Annotated in this window: 5 protein-coding genes; all 5 read right to left on the reverse strand. The window is 47.1% G+C overall.

From position 1 onward, the window contains the following. Positions 1–506, reverse strand: a 506-nt coding sequence (locus A3756_RS13025) for a flagellar motor protein MotB (protein ID WP_304438883.1), incomplete at its 3' end; no start/stop codon positions are given. 5 nt (positions 507–511) lie between these two features. After that, positions 512–1,279 (reverse strand): MotA/TolQ/ExbB proton channel family protein, encoded by a 768-nt coding sequence (locus A3756_RS13030; RefSeq protein WP_068553652.1) that lies wholly within the window; start codon positions 1,277–1,279, stop codon positions 512–514. Positions 1,280–1,414: 135 nt separating this feature from the next. Further along, on the reverse strand, positions 1,415–2,233 hold the full coding sequence (gene aroE / locus A3756_RS13035) for a shikimate dehydrogenase (protein ID WP_068512817.1): 819 nt from the start codon (positions 2,231–2,233) through the stop codon (positions 1,415–1,417). Between the two features lie 27 nt (positions 2,234–2,260). Then, a complete protein-coding gene (hemF, locus tag A3756_RS13040) occupies positions 2,261–3,157 on the reverse strand; it encodes an oxygen-dependent coproporphyrinogen oxidase (RefSeq protein ID WP_068512821.1) in 897 nt (298 codons plus the stop codon). A gap of 47 nt (positions 3,158–3,204) precedes the next feature. Beyond that, a complete protein-coding gene (locus A3756_RS13045) occupies positions 3,205–3,777 on the reverse strand; it encodes an L-threonylcarbamoyladenylate synthase (protein ID WP_068512824.1) in 573 nt (190 codons plus the stop codon). Positions 3,778–3,868 lie beyond the last annotated feature (91 nt).

Below are 3,868 nucleotides of genomic sequence, written 5' to 3' on the forward strand. Positions count from 1 at the left end.
TCACTCCCTGATGGAAAAGTAGTCGCCTCAGAGAAACGCACAACCACTTTGTTGGAGTCATAACTTACAGATAAAGCATTAGAAAGGATTTCAGATTCCAGACTATCAACCAAACTCTCTGTGAGCTTATCGATACTCGGGTCTATTTGTGCCGCCTCGCTCTCTTTCTCTTCAGGCTCTTCCAACATCTCTATATCGGAGTCGCCAAAGTCTTCGAACTCTTTCTCCAATTCAGACTGCTCGTCTGTCGTCGCGGGTGGTGGGGGAATAGCGGGCGCTTCAGCAAAAATAATTGCGCCTCCCGCCTTATTTTCACCGGTCAAAGCCTCGATGCCAAATGATGAAGCCATAGCTATCGCCATCACTTCATATTTCTGAAGATCCATCTTGGAAAAGCTGAGTAGCAGAATAAAAAAAGTCAGCAGCAAAGACATTAAGTCCGCAAAGGTGACAATCCAGCCGGACGAACCACTTGCCTTAGGTTTTGGCCTAGGAATCGCCCTCATCGTACTTACCCTTCTGCCTTAACAATTTCACGCTGGGCAGGCGGTAAATAGCTAACCAGGACTTCGGTAATAACGCGAGGGTTCTGACCTTTCAGAATATTTTGAACACTGGTAATAACCAATGACATATTACGATGCTCATCCATTGCTTTTAGGTTTAATTTATCAGCCAAGGGAATCGCCACCACTTGCGCGATAAAGGCACCGTAGAAGGTGGTCAACAATGCCACCGCCATCGCTGGGCCAACTGAACTGGGGTCCGCCATATTATTCAACATCTGAACCAGGCCGACCAAGGTGCCCAACATACCTAGCCCTGGCGCTGTTTCTGCCACACCACGAAAGACCTTTTCGGCAGTATCATATCGCTCAATAGACTGTTCTAGCTCTTGAATCAATAGCTCTTCGATAAACTCGGAAGGGTGGCCATCTATACACAAGGCTATCCCCTTTGCCAAAAACTCATCTTCAATTTCAGCATTTTCTAAGCCAAGAATCCCTTCTTTTCGAACAATACCCGAAAGTTCCCGAACCTTCTCAATCAACATAACCGGGTTTTCAGTACGTTCAAGAAAAACAGTTGAAAAGGCAAGTTTGAAAGAAGTGGCCACTGACGTCAGGCGATATTTAACCAGGGTTATGGCTATCGTACCCACGACAACAATAACGAGCCCCGGCACGTTAACGAAATCCATAATGCTGGATTCAATTAAAATCGCGCCAATGACGATGACAAAGCCAAAAATCAGACCTATGAGGGTCGCTAAATCCATAAAATCAAAACCTATGTGCCAAGATTTGGCCGCATTGTTGACAATTCATTGTAGTCACGCTGAATAAGCAATATTCAGGCCGTTTTATTCTTATTACCTATCGGCCACTTGCAAGCCTTACTTTATAGCAAGCGCTCAGCTTTCTTCCCTAATCCTAGCCATGACCTCAGAGGTTTCGGGCAAAATGCCTCGCCAAACACGAAAAGCTTCTGCCGCCTGCCCGACCAACATCCCGAGACCATCAATTGTCTGGGATGCCCCTGCCTCTTCAGCCCACCGATTAAAGACAGTCTGCTCTGAGCCGTACATCATGTCGTAGGCAACCGTCGCAGCACCGATAATCGATTTCGAAATTGGTGGCAAGGAACCCGATAAACTGGCCGAGGTACCATTAATCACCAAGTCAAAAGCTTCGTTCAAGGCTTCAAAGCTCGAACTTTCAATACTCCCCTGATCTTGAAACAAGTCTACCAAAGCATCCGCTTTACTAACGGTTCTATTGGCCACCACAACCTTGCTTGGCTTTTCTTCAAGTATAGGCTGCAATACGCCTCTTACAGCACCACCTGCCCCTAAAATCAGTATTTTTTTTCCACTTAGGCTAATTCCATGCCCCTGAATGTCGGACACTAAACCCAAACCATCTGTATTGTCACCGCAAAGCAAGCCTTGCTCATCAAGGTACAAAGTATTTACAGCACCAGCCTTTTCAGCACCAAGGCTACGCTTGTCACACATGTCCCAAGCTTGCTCTTTGAAAGGCACGGTAACGTTAAGGCCTTTTCCTTCTGTCTGAGCAAAAAAGCCTTTGACCACTGATGTAAAATCATCGACTGGCGCTTCAATTTTATCGTAAGTAAGTGCCTGCTTCGTCTGCGTAGCAAACATGCTATGAATCAATGGAGACTTACTATGAGAAACGGGGTTCCCAACAACGGCATATTTATCTGACATGTATTTTTCCTTACTCCCTGAAGACTATCAGATCCAGTCCTGATGCGGCAAAAAGCGCTCGGTCAGTTCAGCTTCTCTTGAACCTGCTTTAGTCTGATAGTTGTAATCCCAACTGACCAGCGGAGGCATCGACATAAGTATCGACTCAGTGCGCCCTCCAGACTGGAGGCCAAATAGCGTACCGCGATCAAATACTAGATTAAACTCAACATAACGGCCACGACGATGCAATTGGAACTGTCGCTCCCTTTCGCCATACTCGCTATCTTTGCGCCGTTCGATGATCGGGCGATACGCCTTCACATAGGAATTGCCCACGGCCTGCATAAATTCGAAGCTCTTTTCGAAGCCCCATTCATTCAAGTCATCAAAGAATAAGCCGCCAACTCCGCGCGCTTCGTCCCGATGTTTCAGGTAAAAGTACTCATCGCACCACTTTTTATACTTAGGGTAAACCTCTTCACCAAAAGGCGCACAAGCTTCCGCTGCAACTTGATGCCATTGCTGGCAATCTTCTACAAAACCATAGTAAGGCGTTAAATCATAACCACCACCGAACCACCAAATGGGTTCAGCACCGTCCTTTTCCGCAATAAAGAAGCGAACATTGGCATGAGAGGTCGGTACATAGGGGTTATGAGGGTGCATAACCAAAGACACACCCATCGCCTGAAAGCGACGACCTGCCAACTCAGGTCTGGCACTAGTTGCCGAAGGCGGCAATGAGTCCCCGTAAACATGAGAGAAGTTAACACCCCCTTTCTCGAAAACAGCCCCATCTTTAATCACTCGAGTTCGACCACCGCCACCTTGAGGGCGCTCCCAGGCATCCTCTACAAAGCGCGCCTGACCATCACTTTGCTCCAGCCCTTCACAAATACTATCTTGCAAACCGAGCAAATAAGCTTTGACCTGTTCTAACATGCACTCACTCCTAATATTTATTCTGTATGCGCTGAGTTTATCCAACGCTAGACCCGTAGCGACTCTCCGCTTACCAGGTCTCTAATTTCTGAAGGTTTATCGAAGCCGCCAAGGCGGCCAGGCAGAAGATAATCAACTCTCCCCCTAAAGTAGTCTCGTGCTTCACGTAGGTTCATTGCCGGATGCTTGCCAGAAGGATTAGCCGAAGTAGACACCAGAGGTGCTCCGACTCGTCGACTAAGCTCAACAATTAAAGGGTGCGTACTAAGACGCAAGGCAACGCTTGAAAACCGCCCCTTGATATATGAAGGCACTCTGTTGGCTTCATCTGGCACCAACCAAGTAGTCGGCCTCGTAACCGGCGCTAGAAACTTACGCTGAAGTGCCTCGGGCAAATCCTTAAGTAAAACGTCAAAATAACAAGCCTCTCCTGAAACCAAGATCAAGCCTTTTTCAACGGGTCTGGTTTTCAAGTCCAGGATCTTATAAACGGCTTGCTTGTTGTCTGGATGACAAGCCAAGCCCCAAACCGCCTCGGTCGGATGTGCAATCACTCCACCACCCTTGAGAATATTAGCAGCAAACTGAACCTGCCATTCAGATAAACGACTTAGCGACACCCAAACCTCTCTTCCTATCGACGCTATTTACACTTCAAAAAGCACTTTAGACAAGTGACCATAATTATTGGGCTGAGTTTACTGATTTCAC

It is taken from the genome of Oleiphilus sp. HI0086 (assembly GCF_001635225.1).